At 63.5% G+C, this 20,319-nt stretch carries 22 protein-coding genes and 1 pseudogene; 7 read left to right on the top strand and 16 right to left on the bottom strand.

Translation table 11 applies throughout. The annotated features are described in order from the left end of the window. Positions 1-338: 338 nt before the first annotated feature. From PAF17_RS16250 to PAF17_RS16215, 8 genes and pseudogenes are all read right to left on the bottom strand, one after another. The gene (locus tag PAF17_RS16250; RefSeq protein ID WP_271890185.1) at positions 339-737 is read right to left on the bottom strand and encodes a hypothetical protein; all 399 of its coding nucleotides are present in this window, start codon (positions 735-737) and stop codon (positions 339-341) included. Between the two features lie 205 nt (positions 738-942). After that, positions 943-1,449: pseudogene (locus PAF17_RS16245) on the bottom strand (DNA cytosine methyltransferase); the annotation flags it as partial. 4 nt (positions 1,450-1,453) lie between these two features. Further along, the gene (locus PAF17_RS16240) at positions 1,454-2,707 is read right to left on the bottom strand and encodes a site-specific DNA-methyltransferase (RefSeq protein WP_271890147.1); all 1,254 of its coding nucleotides are present in this window, start codon (positions 2,705-2,707) and stop codon (positions 1,454-1,456) included. A 385-nt stretch (positions 2,708-3,092) separates the two neighbouring features. Next, positions 3,093-3,794 (bottom strand): hypothetical protein, encoded by a 702-nt coding sequence (locus tag PAF17_RS16235; protein ID WP_271890146.1) that lies wholly within the window; start codon positions 3,792-3,794, stop codon positions 3,093-3,095. Beyond that, entirely contained in the window at positions 3,791-4,756 is a 966-nt protein-coding gene (locus PAF17_RS16230) for a helix-turn-helix domain-containing protein (protein ID WP_271890145.1), read from the bottom strand. The genes PAF17_RS16235 and PAF17_RS16230 overlap by 4 nt, the downstream gene beginning before the upstream one ends. After that, positions 4,753-5,151, bottom strand: a complete 399-nt coding sequence (locus tag PAF17_RS16225) for a VRR-NUC domain-containing protein (RefSeq protein WP_101459782.1) — start codon at positions 5,149-5,151, stop codon at positions 4,753-4,755. The genes PAF17_RS16230 and PAF17_RS16225 overlap by 4 nt, the downstream gene beginning before the upstream one ends. Continuing rightward, positions 5,148-5,408 (bottom strand): hypothetical protein, encoded by a 261-nt coding sequence (locus PAF17_RS16220; protein WP_216034472.1) that lies wholly within the window; start codon positions 5,406-5,408, stop codon positions 5,148-5,150. The genes PAF17_RS16225 and PAF17_RS16220 overlap by 4 nt, the downstream gene beginning before the upstream one ends. Positions 5,409-5,413: 5 nt before the next feature. Next, entirely contained in the window at positions 5,414-5,674 is a 261-nt protein-coding gene (locus tag PAF17_RS16215; protein ID WP_101461915.1) for a helix-turn-helix transcriptional regulator, read from the bottom strand. A gap of 471 nt (positions 5,675-6,145) precedes the next feature. Between PAF17_RS16215 and PAF17_RS16210 the strand changes: the two genes are divergently transcribed. Further along, entirely contained in the window at positions 6,146-6,742 is a 597-nt protein-coding gene (locus PAF17_RS16210) for a hypothetical protein (RefSeq protein WP_101459780.1), read from the top strand. A gap of 27 nt (positions 6,743-6,769) precedes the next feature. Here the strand turns inward: PAF17_RS16210 and PAF17_RS16205 are convergent, their stop codons facing one another. Continuing rightward, positions 6,770-8,041 carry a tyrosine-type recombinase/integrase gene (locus tag PAF17_RS16205; RefSeq protein WP_271890144.1) on the bottom strand — a complete coding sequence of 424 codons (1,272 nt, stop codon included), beginning with the start codon at positions 8,039-8,041 and terminating at the stop codon, positions 6,770-6,772. 656 nt (positions 8,042-8,697) lie between these two features. On the opposite strand from PAF17_RS16205, the gene PAF17_RS16200 reads away from it, so the two are divergent. The 4 genes from PAF17_RS16200 (at position 8,698) to PAF17_RS16185 (ending at position 12,100) form a co-directional block, all read left to right on the top strand. Further along, entirely contained in the window at positions 8,698-10,194 is a 1,497-nt protein-coding gene (locus PAF17_RS16200; protein ID WP_271890143.1) for a multicopper oxidase family protein, read from the top strand. Positions 10,195-10,207: 13 nt separating this feature from the next. Then, positions 10,208-10,822, top strand: coding sequence for a DsbA family protein (locus tag PAF17_RS16195; RefSeq protein WP_130991681.1), 615 nt, complete (start codon positions 10,208-10,210; stop codon positions 10,820-10,822). A 24-nt stretch (positions 10,823-10,846) separates the two neighbouring features. Next, entirely contained in the window at positions 10,847-11,368 is a 522-nt protein-coding gene (locus PAF17_RS16190; RefSeq protein ID WP_165455780.1) for a DUF305 domain-containing protein, read from the top strand. Positions 11,369-11,449: 81 nt separating this feature from the next. Next, positions 11,450-12,100: a L,D-transpeptidase gene (locus tag PAF17_RS16185; protein ID WP_260278243.1), complete on the top strand. Its 651-nt coding sequence runs from the start codon at positions 11,450-11,452 to the stop codon at positions 12,098-12,100. A 27-nt stretch (positions 12,101-12,127) separates the two neighbouring features. On the opposite strand, the gene PAF17_RS16180 is transcribed toward PAF17_RS16185, so the two are convergent. The 5 genes from PAF17_RS16180 to PAF17_RS16160 all read right to left on the bottom strand — a co-directional run bounded on the left by PAF17_RS16180 (position 12,128) and on the right by PAF17_RS16160 (position 14,075). Beyond that, a complete protein-coding gene (locus PAF17_RS16180) occupies positions 12,128-12,400 on the bottom strand; it encodes a hypothetical protein (protein WP_271890142.1) in 273 nt (90 codons plus the stop codon). A gap of 38 nt (positions 12,401-12,438) precedes the next feature. Further along, the gene (locus PAF17_RS16175) at positions 12,439-12,894 is read right to left on the bottom strand and encodes a c-type cytochrome (protein WP_260278241.1); all 456 of its coding nucleotides are present in this window, start codon (positions 12,892-12,894) and stop codon (positions 12,439-12,441) included. Positions 12,895-12,897: 3 nt separating this feature from the next. Beyond that, positions 12,898-13,377, bottom strand: coding sequence for a DUF411 domain-containing protein (locus PAF17_RS16170; protein WP_260278240.1), 480 nt, complete (start codon positions 13,375-13,377; stop codon positions 12,898-12,900). A gap of 93 nt (positions 13,378-13,470) precedes the next feature. Next, positions 13,471-13,794, bottom strand: a complete 324-nt coding sequence (locus tag PAF17_RS16165; RefSeq protein ID WP_260278239.1) for a hypothetical protein — start codon at positions 13,792-13,794, stop codon at positions 13,471-13,473. Next, complete coding sequence (locus PAF17_RS16160) at positions 13,794-14,075, bottom strand: metal-sensitive transcriptional regulator (RefSeq protein ID WP_101459771.1); 282 nt, start codon at positions 14,073-14,075, stop codon at positions 13,794-13,796. The genes PAF17_RS16165 and PAF17_RS16160 overlap by 1 nt, the downstream gene beginning before the upstream one ends. A 100-nt stretch (positions 14,076-14,175) precedes the next feature. Here PAF17_RS16160 and PAF17_RS16155 point away from each other — a divergent pair, with 100 nt between their 5' ends. After that, positions 14,176-16,539: a heavy metal translocating P-type ATPase gene (locus PAF17_RS16155; protein ID WP_271890141.1), complete on the top strand. Its 2,364-nt coding sequence runs from the start codon at positions 14,176-14,178 to the stop codon at positions 16,537-16,539. A 64-nt stretch (positions 16,540-16,603) separates the two neighbouring features. Here PAF17_RS16155 and PAF17_RS16150 read toward each other — a convergent pair whose 3' ends face one another. Then, entirely contained in the window at positions 16,604-17,212 is a 609-nt protein-coding gene (locus PAF17_RS16150) for a methyltransferase family protein (protein ID WP_271890140.1), read from the bottom strand. Positions 17,213-17,216: 4 nt separating this feature from the next. Next, positions 17,217-19,484 (bottom strand): heavy metal translocating P-type ATPase, encoded by a 2,268-nt coding sequence (locus PAF17_RS16145; protein ID WP_271890139.1) that lies wholly within the window; start codon positions 19,482-19,484, stop codon positions 17,217-17,219. Between the two features lie 88 nt (positions 19,485-19,572). Here PAF17_RS16145 and PAF17_RS16140 point away from each other — a divergent pair, with 88 nt between their 5' ends. Next, positions 19,573-20,013, top strand: a complete 441-nt coding sequence (locus tag PAF17_RS16140) for a MerR family transcriptional regulator (protein ID WP_101459769.1) — start codon at positions 19,573-19,575, stop codon at positions 20,011-20,013. The last annotated feature ends 306 nt before the right edge of the window (positions 20,014-20,319 follow it).

Here is a 20,319-nt window from a genome sequence, read left to right as displayed (position 1 = left end):
GCGCGCAGTCATATTCTGAAGAATCGCCTGCCAGCCAGTGCATCTGTGGGCTGTGCCGGACTGTTTCACATGCCAAGAATTCTTCGGACCCTCAGGCCGTTCATCGTTATATGCCGATCGGTAGCAACATCCCGCATCGCATGACGTCAGCAAGTGCCCACTTTAGCGCCAGCGGCGAATGGGAGGTTCAGCGGGCCGCGCCGCGACATTTTGTTCAGTAGCAAAGGTTTGGTGAGGGCCGAGGTTTGCCATGGCCGATGACAGGATTGCGCTGTTCGCGCCCGTTCAAGCGCCGCGCAGCGTCAGTCAAAGTGGGCTCGAAGCTGCCTTTGAGCTTGTTAGCCGACCGCATCATCCATCTTCCAGCAACTGATACGCCAGAGTTCGGAGCGCATGCGCGGCAACCAGTGGGACCACGCCGTTGCCACAGAGGCGGAGCCGGTCCACCCTGCAGGCCAGCCCATCAGCGCCTCGACGAACAGCGGGTTCAGCGTCCGGCGCTGATCGCAGGTATCGCTGCCAGCCATCGGCGTCGTGAGGACCTGGCGGCCAAGGAGGCCGTTCACTGGCGTATTCGCCAAGGTCGTCGCCCCATCCTTGTGATCCCGCGCCGTGGGCGTCATCCACATGCCCGCCGCATGGGTCAGATCGGCCGTTTTGCGCTTGCCCGCGCTCGGTTTGTTGCCATCCGTCGCCAGCGGCGTCGGCCATTGCGCGGCTGTCGTGGCAAGGTTCATCCCGTGCCTGCCTGCCGCCTGCGATGGCGTCGGTTTCGTCTGCCGGTTCTCGTTGGCACTGGCCCGGGGCGTCGGCCAGAGGCGCAGGAGTTCCGTCCGGTTCCCGCCGCTCGACCGGGTACCGGAGCAGGCGCGCGGGGTCGGCCAGTTTGTCCCCTTCGCGGAGGGCGAGGATGAACAGGCGTTCCCGGCGGTGGGGCGCGCCGACTTCCGCCGCCGTAAACAATCCTGCCGCAAGCCTGTAGCCCATGCCGACCAGTCCGCTGGCGACTTCGGGGAAGCCGAGGCGGAGATGATGGGCGACATTTTCGAGGAAGACGAAGGGCGGTTTGATTTCGCCGATGATGCGGGCGACATGCGGCCAGAGGTGGCGCGGGTCGTCCGCACCCCTTCGTTTGCCCGCCACGCTGAACGGCTGGCACGGATAGCCCGCAGAGACGATATCCACCGCGCCGCGCCAAGGTCTGCCGTCGAATGTGGCAATGTCGTCCCAGACAACAGCCTGATCCAGGGCCTTGTCCGCCATCCGCGCCACGAGAGTGGCCGCAGCGTAGGTCTCCCGCTCGACATGGCCCACAGTTCGATATCCGGGCAGGGCGAGGGTGAGGCCGAGATCGATCCCGCCCGCGCCGGAGCAGAGGGAGAGGCCGAAGAGGCAGGTGTCATCGGCCCCGGAATCGCGTCCGGGGGCAGGTAAAGCCAGGTCATTCATGGTCTCAGCGTCGGGAGGTTGTCAGGTCGTCGAAGGTCTGGTCGGTGCCGTCCAGCACGGCCGCTTGGCCGGTCAGGTTCTGCCAGCGGGCGATGGCGACATCGACATAGGCGGGGTTTAGCTCGATGCCGTAGCAGACCCGGCGGGTGGTCTCGGCCGCGATCAGGGTCGTGCCGGAACCCATGAAGGGTTCGTATATGGCCTGCCCGGGGCTGGAATTGTTCAGGATCGGGCGGCGCATGCATTCGACCGGCTTCTGGGTGCCGTGAACCGTTTCCGCATCCTGATCCTTGTTGGCGATCTGCCAGAGCGTGGTCTGCTTCCGGTCCCCGGCCCAATGGCCCTTGCCGCGCTTCTTCACCGCATACCAGCAGGGCTCATGCTGCCAGTGGTAATCGCCGCGGCTCAGCACCAGCCGGTCCTTGGCCCAGATGATCTGCGACCGGATGTCGAAGCCCGCCGCGATCAGGCTGTCGGCGACAGTGGTCGCGTGCAGCGCGCCATGCCAGACATAGGCGACATCGCCCGGAAACAGTGCCCAGGCCTCGCGCCAGTCTGCCCGGTCGTCATTCAACACCTTGCCGGTACGTTTCGTCTTGGCCGCGCCGGTCGCATTCCGCCATGCCGGATCGTATTCGACGCCATAGGGCGGGTCGGTGACCATCAGCAGCGGCCGGACATCGCCCAGCAGCCTTGCGACCACATCGGCGCTGGTGCTGTCGCCGCAGATCAGCCGGTGCGACCCGAGCCGCCACAGATCGCCGGGTACCGAGACCGGATCGGCGGGCGGTTCGGGCACTTCGTCTTCGCCCTCGGCGGCGCCGTCCTCTGCCAGAGCAGGATCCTGCAGCAGGGCTTCCAATTCGTCCTCGGCAAAGCCCAGTAGCGAGAGGTCGAAATCATCGGCCAGCAGCCCGGCCACCTCGTCACGCAGCAGCGCCTCGTCCCAGTCGCCGAGTTCCGTCAGCTTGTTGTCGGCGATCCGGTAGGCCCGCCGCTCGGCCTCGTCGAGATGGCCGAGCCGGATCACCGGCACCTCGTGAAGCCCCAGCTCGGTCGCCGCGAGCACGCGGCCATGACCCGCGATCAACTCACCATCGTCACCGACCATGCAGGGCACGGTCCAGCCGAAGCGGGCCATGCTGGCGGCGATCCGCGCCACCTGATCGGCCCCGTGCATCTTGGCGTTCCGGGCATAGGGGCGCAGCCGCTCGATCGGCCAGAACTCGATCTGGCGCGGCGCAAAGGCGAGGTCCATGGGGCAGGGTGGTCCTGTGGTTTGGGTGGCTTCTCAGCAGGTGGATTACGGTGGCTTCCGCCTCGCTGGATTCCGGCCCTGGCTTCCGCGAAGTGGATTCTGGAATCCACCTCGGAATCCAGCAGGAATCCACCCAGGAGCCACGCTCAAAGCCGTGTATTATTGGTTGAAAATGGCCTCAAGCTGGCCAAGTGGATTCCGGGTGGATTCCCCGGTGAAATCGCATGACGCTGGCAAACTTCCGCGCTGCGCCCCCCCGAATACGGACGCGGCCCAGGAGGAACCATGGCAAGGGGGTAGGGATGGAGGGTCTGACCGGAAGAGCGCCTGTTCTCCGGGCGCTCGTCTTCGATGTTTGGGTTATGAGTCAACAGGGGCACGAATGTCAAACTGTTTTGTTGCCGATCTGTTCGCGGCTCGACGGGCTCGCCCATGGCTCGCGCCTCGGTATTACCTCCGTCACCTCGATGCTCCGCAGCATGCCGCCCGCGATCAGCCCATCACGCACCCAGCCCAGCGCCAGCCACCAATGTTCGTAGTGGCGACGTGCGGCGGCGATCTGGTCCGGATGCGGCGAGAAGGTCACCGGGCAGGCGCGGAGTTCGACCGTCCGCCACTTGCCGCGCGACAGCACACGGGTCGTGCCCACCGGGATGGTGATCGCGCGTTCGCCGTGCTGATTGCGCTTCATCTCGATTGGCACGCAGCGTGGTACAGCGCCGGGCATCCAATCCGGTGTCATGCCGGCCCGGGCCAGTTCGGCGATGCGGATCGCCATGCGCAAGCCACCGAGTGAGGTTGGCAGTCCGGCGACACAAGCCGCGATGACTTCGGCGTCCTGGTGGGTGGAACTGTCTGGCTTGTACCTTCCGCCATCGATGCGGCAGCCCAGCGCGGCGCGTTGCATCAGCATGTATTCGAGGCCGAAGCCGAGACCTTCGCTGCGTTCGGGGTCGGGCGGCCCGGGCAGTTCCAGCCGGGCCTTCTCCATGCGAAAGGCCCATTCCAGCACCTGCTGGACGCCCAGCGCGCGTTTGGTTCGGGTGCCTGTGGTGCTGCGGTTCGGGAAGCGGGAATGGATGCTCATGCCACGCCCCGTTCTCGCAGCCGCTCGGTCGTGACCAGGCCGCGTTCCAGCATGGCATTGCGCACGGTGTTCGAGATGGCATTGGAGGGCAGATAGCCATCCCCGTTCACCAGCCCGGCATAGAAATCCGCGATCTCGTCCATGCTGGCACGTCGCGCGTCGGCAGGCTTGTTGCCGCGCTTGCTCCGCTTGTCGCCGTCAGCGGGCTTCCTCGCCTCGGCGCTCCGTGCCGCCCGTTCCATGGCCCTGTCCAGTGCTCTCGGGCCGTCCGGCGGATTGGGATGCGTGCTGCGGCTGTCGCGGGCCACCGCGACGATCCGGTCCTCGGTCAGGCCGAGATCGGTAATCCAGCGACGGACATGTTCGCGGGGCGGCCAGCCCTGCCACCAGCCCGGAAGACCGGCGTTGGTGTCAAAACCGAGGGCGTCGAGCAGCGCGCCAAAAAACTCTTCAAATCGATCATCGCGCGCTCGCGAGCCCTCCTCCTCCTTTACTGGTTCCCTTAATGGTTCTCTTACAGGGTTATTCTCCGAATTTCGGAGATGGAACCCGGCCAAATTCGGAGATGGCTTCGGGGATTTTTCGGAGATGGCTCCATCTCCGGAATCCGGACATGGATCGTCGCTGTCATCGCCGTCGTCAGGGCCAGAATCGTCCTCGTCGTCCCCGCCGGACGGATCGGGAAATCGATCCTCGAAGCCGAGGATGTAGCGGGTTGCCTGGCGTCGATGCGTCTGCGGATCCTGGCACCGGACGCGGTGGATCAGCCGCGCCTCTTCCAGCGCCCGGAGATGGTCATTCAGGGATGACACCGACATCTCGCAATCGGCGGCCAATCGCACCTGGGTCGGAAAACAGCCGAAGTCAGGATTGTGACGGTCGCAGAGATGCCAGAGCACGATCTTGGTGGCGGGCTTCAGCCCGCGCTGCTGGATGGCCCAGTTGGTCGCGTAGTGGCTCATGCGCAGGCCCTCCGTCGCGGGTTTAGCGCTTGGGCGCGCGTCGTGATGCCGTGATCGGCGAGCGCGCCCAGCGCGTCCTCGACGGAGCGGACCAGCGCCCAGCCGAACCCTTGGGCCTTCACCATGTCGCGGAACGCTCTCTGGGCCGGACTGAGGCGGCCGGACGGGCTTTTGACCTCCAGAAACAACACCTGCCCGCCAGTCAGGACGACCAGATCGGCAAAGCCCGGAAACACGCCCATGCCGGTCAGGATCGCCTGGCGCTGCCGTGCGGCCTTGCCACCCGACCCGACCTCATTGGCGGAATGGTGGATGATGGCATCGCGGGGCAGGACGATCCGCAATGTGTGGACAATGGCGCGTTGGATATCGGCCTCGGGTGTTCGACGGGTCATGCGTCACCACCTTTCGCTTTGCGGTTCGACACGGCGATCAGCAGACCGGCAAGGGCCAAGGCCTCGCGGCGTTCCTGATCTTCGGGGCTGTGCGCGGCGATGGCGCGGCAGGCCAGGATGATCAGGCTGTCCGGGTGATGGACGAAATCGGCGACAATGCCCCGGGCCTCAGAGAGGCGCTGGGCGGGCCAGTCCGGCGGGCAGGCAGTATCGGTCGTAGAGCTATGATCGATAGCGGCATCGGGAATCTGGGACATAGCGTTCATTTCCGCCCCCGCGCCTTGCCGGGTTTCGCGTCGGTGACCCGCGGCATCTCCTGCGACTGCAGCCAGTCCTGCACCACGCTCATCCGGTAAAAGATCTTGCGACCGGCGCGGACACAGGCCGGACCCTTCCGCCGCCGCTCCCAGCGCCCCAGCGTATCGACCGTGAGGCCAAGCTCCTGCGCCAGATCGTAGCGGCTGATCCAGCCGCGCAGCAGGCGCGGTTCAACCGTCGGTTCCGCACTCATGGGTTGTGTCATGCTCTTGCCTCCATCTTGCATCGCCCGGACCGGGCCGCTGACGGGGAGAAGAACAATCACATAAAAAGGCCCGGCAGGGAGGCGGAAGGTGGCGTAACCTCCCGGAGGTTATGCCACCCCATGTTTTGCTGGGTTTGGCGATGCGCATGCACTGCGAGACAGGCTGTCAAGAGGCAAAATCCGGCGACCGGCAGAACCCCTTCTGCCGGTCGCCGGTGTCAGATTCAGCCTTTGTTCGGGCTGGAACATGTCAAGAACAAAGAGTCGGTTGTCCCCAGTGAAATCGTCTGGACAAGTCTCGTTCTGGTGGTGAAGAAGTCGGCCAATCACGCCGGATGCGGTCGAGCGACGCGAGCCTTTGCAAGGCCCGTGATCGGGAAAGCTGTGTCTGCGCGCGAGAGGATTGAGGCAAGGCGCTTTGGGATCGGAAGAAGGGCAGCCCAGCGCCTACGAGCAGGGAGACGAAAGAAGATGGGATTGCCGCAACGCACGTTTTTCACGGTTCAGGAAGTTGCGATCAGATGGGATTGCAGCCTCGACGATCTGGCGGGTTGGGCCATCAACGGAAAGCCCGAGGTCGTCATGGCGATCGAGCCGATCCAGCAGAACGGGACGATTCTGTCAGGGCTGGTCGTGGTGCCCGTGGTCGATATCCTCAGCATGTTCCGGCGCTGGGCCAGCGGGCCGCAACGCCGCGTGATCCGGCGGGTTCGACCAATTGGCCAGAAGGACTGGGTGATGATCGCGGATCCCGAAAATCACATCACCGTCGAACCCTCCGACCTGCTGATCCTCGCGAGTGAGGTTTACGAGTTCGAGATTGCCCACGGTCTCGCCAAGCGTGCGGCAGATCCGGGCGGTGCGCCATCCCGCTATGACTGGGAAGGTCTTTATATCTCGCAGATGGTCCGTCTGCACGAGGATGGCCTGCCTGCAACGCAGGGTGAATGGGTTGCGGAAGTTCAGGACTGGTTCGCAAAGACCTCTCCGGGTCGCGAGATACCTGATGAGAGTACGATCCGAAGGCGACTGACCCCGATCTGGCGGGCGCTGCGGGAAACCCCATAGCGCCCGTTGCGAGAGGCCGACGTTTGGTCAGGCGCTTTTGCGCGCCTGATCATCTTGCGCCCCGGCATCATGCACCAGCACCGGCTTTGGCCGGAAGGCGCTGGCCACGGCATCGACCCCGGCGCGCAGCGGCGAGTCCATCAGATGGGCATAGCGCGCAGTGGTCTGCGTCTGGCTGTGACCCAAGAGCTTTCCGATCATTTCCAGTGACGCACCGCCACTGACCAGTAGCGAGGCGAAGGTGTGGCGCAAGTCGTGAATGCGGACATCGGGAATGTTCACCTGCTTCTGGATCTGATGCCAGAAGCGGCGGATTTCCTTCACAGGCTGGCCGGGCACATCGCCCGGAAACAGGTATGAGCAGCCGCGCGGCACCAGCAGTTGCCTTTGGCGAACAATGGCTGCGGCTTCGTCCGAGATCGGCAGCCGGTGAATCCTGCGCTGCTTGGTCATGCTGGCGGGCTTTGACCAGCTCAGATGTTCAAGGTTGAAATGCTCGAACCGCGCCTGCCGGACCTCGCCGACCCGCGCGCCGGTCAGCATGCAGAGCCGGATGATATCCGCCGCGCGCCGATCCTCGGCCGCGTCCAGCGCGGTAGCAAGCTTCCGGATTTCGTCCTGCGACAGAAACCGCTCGCGCGGGTTCTCGATCCGGCGGCGGAAGCCAGAGGCCGGGTTATCCTCCCGCCAGCCCCAGCCCTGCGCATAGGTGAACATCTTTCGAAGCACCTCACCGACGCGGTTGGCGCGCACCGGCGTCGGCTTTGCGCCCTGCAGCTTCCTTGCCCGGTTGTTCGGCTTTGCCTTATGGGGACGACACCGGCCCTCGGCGATCCGGTTCAGCAGCTTTTCGACATCATAGGGCGTGATTTCCGTGACGAGCCTGTTGTTCCAGTCCGGCCCGACCAGCTTGGTCAGCATGGAGCGCTGATCGGACGCATTGGTCTTCGCAAGATTGGGCAGATGCACCTCGGTATAGCGGTCAACCAGATCCTTGAACCGGGGCGCCTCACGCCCGTCTTTCTTCGCGCCCAGCGGATCGCCCCCGGCATCGATATCGCGGCGCAACTCCTTGGCCCGTTCCCGCGCGGCAGCCGTCGACCATTCCGGCCAGCGCCCCAACGTCATCCGCCGCTGGCGTCCGGCATGGCGGTAATCCAGCGTGAAGGCCCGGTTGCCGGAACGGTAGATGCAGATGGCAAACCCCCGCACCTCGCTGTCAAAAATCTGATAGTCCCGGCCCGGTTCCGGTGCCGCCTCCCGCACCGTTTTCTCGTTTAACCTCAATCGCTTCACCATGCCAAGCGCCTCCTTCTTGCATCCCACATGAGGCTCAGCCTCGCGCGTATGGCAAGTCATACATCAGCGCCAGGACCGGCAGGGAGGCGGAAGGTGGCAGAACCTAGGGGGAGGGCTGCCGGTCAATGGCTCAGAAGGGAAAAACCTACACCCTCTGTTGATTACTCCGTGAATTGCAACGAGAGCCTGTCCTGCTTATTGTCAAGCTAGTTTCATAGGTTCCAACTCAACCACATGATGTGCCGCGCGATATGTTCTCTGCTTGTTGTTCTGCTCGTGTTGGCGGGCGCGACGCAGCATGGGCAAAGTGCTGGCCCAGCCGGACTGCCGACCGATCAAGTTGTCGCTTCGATCAGCCATCCCGGCGACACAGCCGGGCATGAGCACGGTTATTCGGGAGAGCCTTCTCGGCACGATATGACCGATGCCTGTGCGATTGTATGTGTCGGCACACCTACGCCCTGGCTTGCTGCCGCGCAACTTGCGCCTGTTGAGACCGAGCATTCGCTGAAATGGCACTCTATAGCGGTGACACGTGAGGGCCGTCTGGTCGGCCCCGGATACCGCCCTCCGAAATCCATCTGAACACCTGATTTGCCGCACCTGTTCAAGGTGCCGAACATTGTTCGCCCCACGGGGTTTGATGGATTACTCATATGACATGCACGCTGAATCGCCGCGGCTTTCTGACCGCATCCGCTGCCATGGCCGCAGCTTTTGCCGTCCCGCGCACGGGCTTTGCGCAGCCAGCCGCGCTGGCATTGCAGGCAACGACGCGCACGCTTGACATCGATGGCCGCGCCGCCACGGTTTTCGGGCTGATCAACGGCAACGGAACGCCCGGGCTGACACTGGACCCCGGCCAGCGTTTCTTGCTGGATCTGACCAATGATCTGGCCGAGCCGACGATCATTCATTGGCATGGACAGATCCCGCCGAACGCACAGGACGGCGTTCCCGATATGCCGATGCCGCTGCTGCAGCCAAGAGAGACGCGTGCCTATGATTTTGAGGCCGCAGCAGGCACGCACTGGATGCACAGCCATGTGCCCATTCAGGAGATGCAGTTGCTGGCCGCACCCCTGATCGTCCGCCGCCCCGAGGATCTGCGAGCTGATCGGCAAGAGGTCACCATGTTCCTGCATGACTTTTCCTTCCGCCCGCCGGAAGAGGTGCTGGACGAAATCCGCTCGGGAAAGGGGCATGACGAGGCCGCCGAAGCCGAAATGTCGCAACCAGCCGATCCCCATGCCGGTCATGACATGGGGGGCGGCATGGCCATGAATGTGATGTCGGAAATGAGCGGCATGTCCATGCCCGGCATGACCGGGATGCAGATGGATCTGAACGACTTCGATTTCGATGCCTATCTGGTGAATGACCGCACCTTGAGCGACCCGGAAGTTGTGCGGGTAGAAAAGGGTGGCCGGGTCCTGCTGCGGGTCATCAACGGGGCTGCGGCCACGGTATTCTGGCTCGACAGCGGCGAGGTTCCGGGTCGGCTTGTTGCGGTGGATGGCCAGCCGGTGCAGCCCTTGCCAGGAACGCGCTTTGGTCTGGCCATGGGGCAGCGCCTGGATATCGAGCTTGACCTGCCCACCGGAGGCGGCGCATGGCCGATCCTTGCTCTGCGCGAAGGCGCGCAGGAGCGCACCGGCCTTATCCTTGCGACCGCTGGCGCCAAGGTGCCGGTCATGCTTGGAATGGCAGACGAGGCCGCACCTGCATTCGATATCGACCTTGCACAGGAAGCCGCCTTGCGGGCCGTTGCTCCGCTGACGGAACGAGTTGCCGATGCATCACCCATGGTGATGCTGGGCGGGCAGATGCAGCCCTATCGCTGGACCATCAACGACAGCGTGTTCGAGGATCGGATTCCGGTTACGGCCAAAACAGGCCAGCGGGTCGAGATCATGTTCCACAACATGTCGATGATGGGCCATCCCATGCATCTGCATGGCCATCATTTCCAAGTTGTCGCGATCAATGGCAGACGGTTTTCCGGTGCATTGCGCGACACGGTCTATGTGCCGCCCATGTCGATGGTCACGGTGGCGCTGGATGCGGGCGAGGCGGCGGAATGGATGCTGCATTGTCACCACATGCCGCATCTTGCCAGCGGCATGATGACGACGTTCGCGGTCTCGGCGTGACGGGAGTGACATGATGTTTCAGCGACGCATGATCCTGACCCTGGCCCTTACCGCCCCGGCGATGGCCATCGCACCGCGCCTATCTTGGGCTGGTCATTCGCTTCCACCCGAATTCCGCAGGCAGCTTGAACATGACGCGAATGCGCCGATCTTCGGCAATCCTGACGGCGATGCGACTCTGATCGAGTTCTTCGACTATAACTGCCAGTTCTGCCGTGCGATGATGCCAGTGGTGGATGCCGTGTTAGGAGCCGATCCCGGCTTGCGGATGGTGATGCGGGAATGGCCGGTCTTTGGCGAGGGTTCGGTTTTCGCGGCCCGCGCGGCGCTGGCGTCACGCAAGCAGGGCCGCTACGCCGACTTTCATCGCGTCCTGTTGAGTCAGAAACCCCGGGCCGAAAGGGCCAGCGTCCTGCGTGTCGCGCGATCCATGGGTTTAGACACTCAGCAGTTGCAGCGCGATATGGGCGGCCTGGAGATTGCCCAACATATCCAGAAGTCCAATGCGCTGGCCGAGGCGATGGGGCTTGTCGGCACACCCACCTTCATCGCCGGATCGGATTCGCGCTTTGGCGCCATTTCGTCAGCGAAACTGGCCGAACTTGTCGCGGCCGCGCGGCGCAACTGACATATTTCACGAAAGGACAACGTCATGGATCATTCTGATCAACACAACAGCCACGGAAGCCTGAGCGGCGGAAGCTATGGCCGTTTTGCGGCGATGATCGTCACCTCGACGGTCATCATGTTCGGGTTGATGTATCTGAACACCTGGGCGATCGATCACGTCTTTTTCAGCCAGACCCGGATGTGGATGGCGCTCTACATGGGCGGTGCCATGGCGCTGATCATGTTGGCCTTCATGCTGGGGATGTATCGCAGTCCGCGTGCCAATTTGATCGTCGCGGGCGTTTCGATTCTGGCATTTGCGCTTGGCCTGTTTCTGGTCCGCAGTCAGGCAACGGTCGATGATACCGCCTGGATGAAGGCGATGATTCCGCATCATTCCATTGCGATCCTGACATCCACCCGTGCGGATATCTCGGATCCTCGCGTCCGGGCGCTGGCGGACAGCATCATCGAGGCGCAGACTCTGGAAATCGCGGAGATGAAGGCGCTGATCGCCGATCTGGAAGGCGGGCCAGCGGCGACGCCAGAGGTCGATGGGCGCTGAAGATTCGGCACGGCAATCGCAGAAGTCGCTGCGCTTGCCGCTTCCATCTGAAGATACAAGGAAAGGACAAGGAGCAATCACATGCTGACACGCAGACATTTCATCCGCACGACGACGGCGCTGTTTTCGGCGGCCGCCGCCACGCCGGTCATGGCCTCAACCTGGCCCGACACGGCGCAAAAGGCCGCTTGGGATGCCGAGGTCGAGGCCGGTGGTCCCAATCCCTGGGGACTGCACGCGCGTTACCTGCCGCAGCGAGTCACTGCGAACGCAGGGCTGGTGCCGGGCGACATTCATGTCGATGCGGTGGCCCGATACCTTTATCACATCGAAGAGGGCGGCACGGCGATGCGTTACGGCGTGGCCATCGGCAGGGGCGATCTTTACGAGCCGGGCACCTATACGATCAAACGCAAGGCCGAATGGCCGCATTGGACCCCGACGCGCAACATGATCGAGCGCGAACCCGAGGTCTATGCGCAATATGAGGACGGCATGGAACCCGGCCCTCGGAACGCTCTGGGTTCGCGTGCGCTGTATCTCTATCTCGGCGACCGCGATACCTATCTGCGCATTCACGGCACGCCGTTTCCAACCTCGATCGGCAGCCGCGCCAGTTCCGGCTGCGTCCGCATGGTCATGGCCCACATCAACGAACTGTATCCGCGGGTCCAGATCGGCGCGACCGCATATCTCTATTCGCCGGTAGGCAGCGTGTCGGCCGTCAGCTAGTCGCGTGCCTTCCGGTAATGCCTGGCGTCAGGACGCGCGCACGTTGCAGATCTGGTTGCCGTTCGCGGCGCGCAGCGGCACCAGCGTCGTTTCGACCGGCCCGGCGTGATAATACCAGTAGCAATCGTCCGCCGGGTCAAGCCGTGCCGTCGTCAGGTCCTGATTGGGGCCGGCGACGGCGACGACTTCGTCCGGGATCGGATAGGGGGACGCGGCCTCGGCTCCGACGTCGGGCGCCTGAGCCGCGCATCCGGCGAGGACCAGAAGCGTCAAGGATATGGCGGCGGTTCTTTTCTGCATGGGAAACTCCTTGGCTATCTTGGTGACACGCCGGGTTGTCAAGGCGCGCTGTTGCTGGTCATGCGGCTCTGGATTGCGCGCTCCCGTTCGGGCCAGGTCGATTTGATATAGGCCAAAACTGCGGCGATTTCGGCGTCACTCATGACATCGCCGAAACCGGGCATGTCGCTTTCATACCCATCGCCGACCACGGCGGCCGTGCCGTCGCGAATGATCCGTTCCAGCAGCGGGTCGGCGTGATGCCATGTGTGGCCGGTCTCGTCATGCGGGGGCGCCGGATAGCGGCCATTTTCCAGCGGGGTCTGCCAGTCCGGCTGGCCTTCCAGATCGGCGCCGTGGCAACTGGCGCAGTTTTCGGCGTAGAGCCGCTGGCCAAGCGCGATCACGGCCTGATCCTGCGCGGCTGTCTCAGTCGCCGCGCTGCCGCGCCAGAGGATCAGGATCGCAGCGGCCAGCCCGACCGCTGCGATGAGGATGAGTGCGTTGCGCGTCATCTGCTACCCGTCCAGCGGAAAGGCGCGCCCATCGCCGGCAATGCCGCCCCAGGCGATGACCTCGGCGGTGGCCTCGACCCCGCCGCCCATTCCCGGCGATCCGGCGGGCATCCCCGGCACGGCGATCCCGGTGATGTCGGGGCGCTTTTCCAGAAGCTGCCTTATGGCCGCGAAGGGCACATGGCCCTCGACGATATAGCCGCTGATCCGGGTCGTGTGGCAGGACCACAGGTTTTCGGGCACAGCGGCGTCGCGCTTCATGCCGACATAATCGCTGGTTTCGGTCGTCTCGACCTCGAACCCCGCCTCGATGGCCAGATCGGCCCAGGCGCCGCAGCAGCCGCAGCCGGGGTCCTTGGTGATGCTCAGCAGGTTCGGCTTTTCGTCCGAACCGATGGTGGCAAAGGCAAGTGTAGAGGTTGTCGACAGCATCGCTGCGACCGCAAGGATCGCCCCGCGACGCGAGAAATTGGGATTGCTCATTTCTGATGTCCTTCAGGATATTACGCGCCGTAGGGTCATTCGCCCCTCTCGTCGCGCAGTTGATCGGCTTGTGGCCCCTCGGGCCATGTGGCGTCAGAGAGCAGCGGATCGCGGAGGGGGCCGCGGCAAGCGCGGCCTGGCGGTTTTCATATCTTGCAGCGGGGGAAAGTGTCGGATTCGGCGTGACAAGCGGGCCGCGTTGGACGTGATTTCGGCATTGCCGATGTCGGCACAGGCCGCACAGTCGCCATGTGGAGAATCCGGCTGCGTGGTGCAGCATTCATGCGCGACTGGCGACGCGGATGTTTCGGCCGTCGAGGCCATCGACGATGCCTCCGCCGAGGCGGCGCCGGTCAGGGCCAGTGGCATCGTCACCGCCAGCATGACGACAAGCAGTGCCGACAGCAGGAACCGCATCAGTCGCGCACCTTTTCCATCAGTTCGACGACCTCGCGGAACATCACCCGCTGACGGTCCTGATCGCCGGATTGGATCGCGTCTTCCATGCAGCTTCGCGCGTGATCCTCGATCAGCAAGCGTTCGACGCCGCGCAGGGCAGACCGGATGGCGGCGGTCTGGTTCAGGATGTCGACGCAATAGCGCCCATCCTCGACCATGCGCGAGACGCCCTGCACCTGACCGTTCAGGCGGGAAAGCCGCTTCAGGATCGCGTCTCGGTTCTGCTTGTCATGCGCCAAGGAGGGCTCCGATCTTCAACATCCGCGGCTTGTGCTATACCCTCAAGGGGTATAGAGCAAGCCTGATATACCCCCTATAGGTATCTGCCGGGAGAGAGTCATGGACCACAAGCACGATCATTCGCATGGGCATCACGATCACGGGACACACGGTGGCGCACAGGCACAGGCTGATTCCGGCAAGGCCATCGATCCGGTTTGTGGCATGCAGGTGACAATCAAGCCAGAGGCACGTCAGCGCGAATATGAGGGACAGACCTTCTATTTCTGCTCGGATGGCTGCCAGTCGAAATTCGATGGCGATCCGTGGTTCTACGCCTCGGGCGCAGCGGCCAAGATTGAAAAATCCGCCCCGGCCGGCACGCAATGGACCTGCCCGATGCATCCCGAAATCGTCCGCGACGAACCCGGCGCCTGTCCGATCTGCGGCATGGCCTTGGAGCCAATGATTCCCTCGGACGAACCCAGCCACGAACTGACCGACTTCACCCGCAGGCTCTGGGTCAGCGTGGCCGCCGCTGTGCCGCTGCTGATCCTGACGATGGGCGAGATGGTGGGCATTCCGGTCCGCGACTGGATCGGACACCGCACCGCCGTCTGGCTGGAGTTTCTGCTGGCCACACCTATCGTGCTCTGGGCGGCGCGCCCGTTCTTTCAGCGAGGGCTGGATTCCTTCAAAAACCGCTCACCGAACATGTGGACGCTGATCTCACTGGGTGTCGGCGCGGCCTATCTCTATTCGCTGTTCGCGACTTTCCTGCCGGGTATCTTTCCTGAAGAATACCGGATGGGCGGCATGGTCGGCACCTACTACGAGGCTGCCGTCGTCATCGTCGCCCTGGTCTTTGTCGGGCAGGTGCTGGAACTCAGGGCGCGGGAACGCACCGGTGATGCGATCCGGGCACTCATGGATCTGGCACCCAAGACGGCGCGGCGCATCCTGCCCGATGGCACGGAATATGACGCGCCGCTGGAAAACATCACGGCCGGGGACCTCTTGCGCGTGCGGCCCGGCGATAGCGTGCCGGTCGATGGCGAGGTGGTCGAGGGGCGGTCTTCCCTCGACGAAAGCATGATCACCGGCGAGCCGGTGCCGGTCGAGAAGGTGCAGGGCGACCGCGTGACCGGCGGCACGATCAACAAGAACGGCACGCTGGCGATCCGCGCCACCGATGTCGGCGCCGATACGGTGCTGTCGCAGATCGTCCAGATGGTGGCCGGGGCGCGGCGGTCCAAGGCGCCGATTCAGGGGCTGGCCGACCGGGTGTCAGCGATCTTCGTGCCGACGGTGGTGGTGATCGCGGTGCTGGCCTTCATCCTCTGGCTGATCTTCGGCCCCAGCCCGTCCTATGTATTCGCCATTGCCTCGGCGGTTTCGGTGCTGATCATCGCTTGTCCCTGTGCGCTTGGGCTGGCGACGCCGATTTCCATCACCACGGCGGCGGGGCGCGGCGCGCAGGCCGGCGTGCTCGTCAAGAATGCCGAGGCGCTGGAACTGATGGCAGATGTGGACACGCTGATCGTCGACAAGACCGGCACGCTGACCGAAGGCAAGCCGGCCCTGACCGATGTGACCAGCTTCGGCGACGTGCCCGAGGATGAGTTGCTGGCTGCTGCCGCTGCGCTGGAACGCGCCTCCGAACACCCGCTGGCTGAGGCGATTGTCGAAGGCGCGAAATCGCGTGGGTTGAGCCTTGGCAATGGCGAGGAGTTCGAGGCCATCACCGGCAAGGGGGTGATCGGCAAGGTCGATGGCCGGGATGTGGCGCTTGGCAATAATGCGCTGATGACATCGCTCGGCATCGACTGCGACACGGGCGAGAAGACCGCCGATCGCCTGCGCGGCGAGGGCAAGACCGCCATGTTCGTGGCGCTGGATGGCGGGCTGGCCGGTCTGGTCGCCGTGGCCGACCCGATCAAATCCACCGCCAAGGCGGCAATACGTGACCTGCACGATCTGGGCATCAAGGTGATCATGGCAACCGGCGACAATGAGCGCACGGCGCTGGCCGTGGCAAGCCGCTTGGGCATCGACGAGGTCCGCGCCGGGATGTTGCCCGAGGGAAAGAAGGATCTGATCGACGGGCTGCGCGGTAAGGGGAACAAGGTCGCCATGGCGGGGGACGGGGTAAACGACGCACCAGCGCTGGCTGCGGCGGATGTCGGTATCGCCATGGGCACCGGCGCCGATGTGGCGGTCGATAGCGCAGGGCTGACCCTGCTGGGCGGCGACCTGACCGGCATTGTCCGCGCCCGCAAGCTCGCCGTGGCCACCATGCGCAATATCCGCCAGAACCTGTTCTTCGCATTCGCCTACAATGCCGCCGGCATCCCGGTTGCGGCGGGGCTGCTCTATCCGATCTTTGGCCTGCTGCTGTCGCCGATGATCGCTGCAGCGGCCATGTCGCTGTCCTCGGTTTCTGTCATCGCCAATGCGCTGCGGCTGAAACGGGTCGAGCTGTGATCCGTCCGGACATTCGCAAGTGGCATAATTGATCGTGTGATTCAGGTAATTGGTCGAGAAGAGATTATGGTAGCCCGATCCAGCGCGGAACAGATGCCGCGTATGCCTCATACTCTGCCCCCAGGGCTTGCCGAAGGACGTCCTCCTCGGACCGGACCTGCGCCGTGGCCGACCACAGAAACAGCAGCGGCGCGAGAAGTGTCGGCAGCGAAGGGATGGCAAGGGCTGTGCCAAGAAGCAGGATGAACTGCCCGAAAAAGGCCGGGTTGCGGCTGAACCGATAGAGCCCGCCCGAGACAAGCGCACCCGTGGCACCTTCAGCGACACCCACCCGCCATGAAGCGCCCATCGACATCTGCGCAGCAAAGGCAACCATCGCGCCGATGCCGGCCAGAAACACACCGACCCCGCCAAGCGCCTGCGCCTGTCCTTCGATCCAGAAGGGGTCAAGGTTATGCAGCGTGGGAAAGGCACCCCACAGCAGTGGCCCCAGAAGCGCCAAAGCGAAGGCCGCCCGAAAGCCCAGCGCCGCCCACCAGTCGCGCCGTTTCGCCCGCGAGAACAGCCAGACCGGCCGCCCGGCGGCTCGCGCCGCCATGGCATTGCCGAAAAAGAAAAGCATGAGGTAAGCGGCAAGCAGGGCAAGCACCGCCCAACCGAAAGCGGAAATCACGGCGTCATGCCTCGCGTTCAGGATCGAAGCGCAACAGCCGTAGCGCGTTCAGCGTAACCAGAACCGTCGCCCCGGTATCGGCCATGATCGCGATCCACAGCCCGGTGATCCCCAGAACCGAGGTCACAAGAAACACCGCCTTAAGCCCCAGCGCGATGGTGATGTTCTGGCAGATATTTCCCATGGCCGTGCGGGCAAGCCGGATCTGCGCGGGGATGTCCGTGACCCGGTCGCGAAGGATCGCGGCATCTGCGGTTTCCAGCGCCACATCCGTGCCTGATCCCATGGCCACGCCGATGCTTGCCTGTTTCAGGGCCGGCGCGTCGTTGATGCCGTCCCCGATCATCATCACGCCGACTTGCTCGCCCATTTCACGGATCGCGGTTAGCTTGTCTTCAGGCATCATGTCGGCCCGAAACTCCATGCCCAGCCCGCCGGCGATCGCGGCCGCCGTGCGCGGATTGTCCCCGGTCAGGATGACGGAGGTCACGCCCATCTCTGTCAGTTGACGAATCGCTTCGGCTGCGTCCTGTCTTGGCTCATCGCGCATGGCGATCAGGCCGAGCGGGGTCTTTTCGCGGAAGACGGCGACAGCGGTCTTGCCATCTTCCTCAAATGCCGTGGCAAGCTGCAGGTCAGACTGGTCGATCCCGCCATTTTCCAGCGCATACCGCGGCGAGGTGACCCAAGCGGAGGCGTCGCCGACCGTGGCGATCACCCCTTTGCCCAACAGTGCTTTCGCATCGCGTGACGGCAGCGCTTCGATGCCCGCCTCATCGGCCTTGGTCAGGATGGCGACGGCCAGCGGGTGGCTGGAGCCGGTTTCGACCCCCGCCGCCACTGCCAGCAACTCGGCCTCGGTCGTCGCGCCGAAAGCGACAACATCCGTCACCACCGGACGCCCATGAGTCAGGGTGCCGGTCTTGTCGAAGGCGACACGGGATACATTGGCCGCCGCCTCGATCACCGCACCGCCCTTCATCAGCATCCCGCGCCGTGCGCCCGTGGACAGCGCCGAGGCGATTGAGGCCGGAACCGAGATGACCAGCGCGCAGGGGCAGCCGATCAGCAGCAGCGCCAGACCGCGATAGATCCAGGTGTCCCAAGGTTGGCCAAATGCCAGCGGCGGCACCAGAACAACCAGCGCCGCGACAGTAACGATAGCGGGCATGTACCAGCGGCTGAAGCGGTCGATGAAGCGTTCAGTCGGCGCGCGCGCGACCTCAGCCTCTTCCACCAGCCGGATGATGCGGGCGATTGTGTTATCCTCTGCAGCTTTGGTGACGGTCACGCGTAGCGCGGCCTCGGTATTGATCGAGCCGGCGAAGACCGGGTCGCCCGGCCCCTTGGTGACAGGAACACTTTCGCCGGTAACGGGGCTGTCATCTACGCCCGAGGTGCCCTCGGCAATCTCGCCATCTGCGGGGATGCGGTCGCCCGGACGGACAAGCACCATTTGCCCGACAGCAAGGCTTGATGCCGGGACTTCCTGCGTTGTCCCGTTTACCAACAGCAGCGCTGTCTTGGGAACCAGATCGGCAAGCGCGCGGATGCCATCGCGCGCCTTGCCGGCTGCCACACCCTCCAGCACTTCGCCAACCGCGAACAGGAACACTACCAATGCCGCCTCTTCCGCAGCATCGATGAACAAGGCGCCAATGGCCGCGACCGCCATCAGGCTTTCGATTGTAAAGGGCTGACCCAGACGCAGAGCTGCAAAGGCGCGTTTCGCAACCGGCGCCACGCCGATCAGACAGGCCGCGACGAAAGCCCATTTGCCGACCTGCGGCGCCAGCAATTCGATGATCCAAGCGACACCCAGAAGGATCGCGGTAAAGATTACCAGCTTACCCTTGCGGGTCTGATACCATCGCTTGCCGCGGTCGGCAGGGTCGTCATGCACATGGCCAGGGCTGCCATGACCGCTGTCGTCACGCGCCGCTGCGGCGGCATCATTCCGATCATGGTCATGGTCATGGCCATCTGCCGGCGCATCGCTCATGGCGGGCATGACAAAGTCCTTCTTCGCCCCTGCCGCGCGCGGCGCGATTCCATAACCAAGCGATTTCACCACCTTTTCGACCTTGTCGCGATCGGTCTGTGTTTCGTCCAGCGTCAGGCGAAGCCGTTCCGTCATGATGCCAATTTCAACGCCGCTGACGCCCGGCAGGCGTGTCACGGCATCCTTGATCTTGGTCGCACAGGATCCACAATCCATGCCCGAGACTGTCCAGTCGCAGGCTGTTCCGCTGTTGGGATCTGTAGTTGTCATGTCGTTATCCTCGCCCCGGATCGGGAAGTTGCCTTCATCGATTCGAGAACCTAATGTCTCTAGTAACTAGAGCTTCAAGGGGAATCTCATGTTGACGATTGGAAAGTTGGGTGCGTCTGCCGGTGTGAAGGTGCCGACGATCCGTTATTACGAGCAGATCGGTCTTTTGCCCGAGGCTGAACGCAGTGCGGGAAACCAGCGGCTTTACAGTCAAAAGGCGCTGGAACGGCTGGCCTTCATCCGCCACGCGCGCGATCTGGGTTTCACGCTGGAGGCAATCCGTGACCTGCTCAGCCTGTCGGACCAGCCTGACCAGCCCTGCGCGGCGGCCGACGCCATCGTCATCGCGCAACTGGCCGAGGTTGAAAGTCGTCTTGCGCGGCTGGGCGCGCTCAAGGTCGAACTGCAACGTATTCTGACGCAATGCGCGGGAGGCAAAATAGCGAACTGCCGCGTCATCGAAGCATTGGGCGACCATTCGCTTTGCGCGACCGATCATCGTTACCCTGACCTCGGGGCGACAATCTGATCTTAGCCAAATCGATGGAGAGCCGGACAAAATTCTGTCAAGTCAAACTTGCACTTTCGTCGCTGCGTTCGTGCGGGATCACGTTCTGCGTGATCATATAGCGAAATGGATGGTACTGAAAATTGCTCACCTCAACGCCACATCAACCTTTGGCTGCAGTTTTCGTGCAGGTTGTGCTGTCAAAAGCCGCTCAATGCGGTCGAACGCCGGAATGGAAATCGCGAAAAATCAAACGGTTACTTCGTAAGATGCTGAATTCGTTAGGTTTCCGATGTTCCCTTCTGATCGGCTCATAACCTGAAGGTC

The organism is Paracoccus onchidii (assembly GCF_028294535.1).
Lineage (GTDB): Bacteria > Pseudomonadota > Alphaproteobacteria > Rhodobacterales > Rhodobacteraceae > Paracoccus > Paracoccus onchidii.
Note: the sequence above shows the minus strand (reverse complement) of the source record. Positions and strands in the feature narration are given on the sequence as shown.